The following is a 262-nucleotide window of genomic DNA, read 5'->3' as shown; positions in this document are numbered from 1 at the left end:
AAGCTCGAGCGCATCGTCGCCCGGACGGCGCAGGCCGGGGTGAACTGGGGACGGCACGACCCGTCCGACCGTGCCGAGCTCCTCGACCTCATCGCGCACGAGCTCGAGACGCGGCGTGCCGACCTCATCGAGGTGTCGGCGCCGGAGACGGGCACGACCTTGAGCGAGGCCGACTCCGACGTGAGCGCCGCGATCGACTCCGCCCACCACGCCGCCGACAGCGCCCGGCGGCTGGCCGTGCTCGACGGCGACGGTGCCCGGT

1 protein-coding gene is annotated in these 262 nt (G+C 74.4%); it reads left to right on the top strand.

The window, feature by feature from the left end; all coding sequences use genetic code 11:
- Positions 1–262: aldehyde dehydrogenase family protein (locus tag HWE04_RS24330; RefSeq protein ID WP_241813939.1), on the top strand; the 262-nt coding region annotated here is incomplete at both ends.

The sequence above is a fragment of the Herbaspirillum sp. C7C2 genome (assembly GCF_022627865.1).
GTDB lineage: Bacteria > Pseudomonadota > Gammaproteobacteria > Burkholderiales > Burkholderiaceae_D > Herbaspirillum > Herbaspirillum frisingense.
Note: the sequence above shows the minus strand (reverse complement) of the source record. Positions and strands in the feature narration are given on the sequence as shown.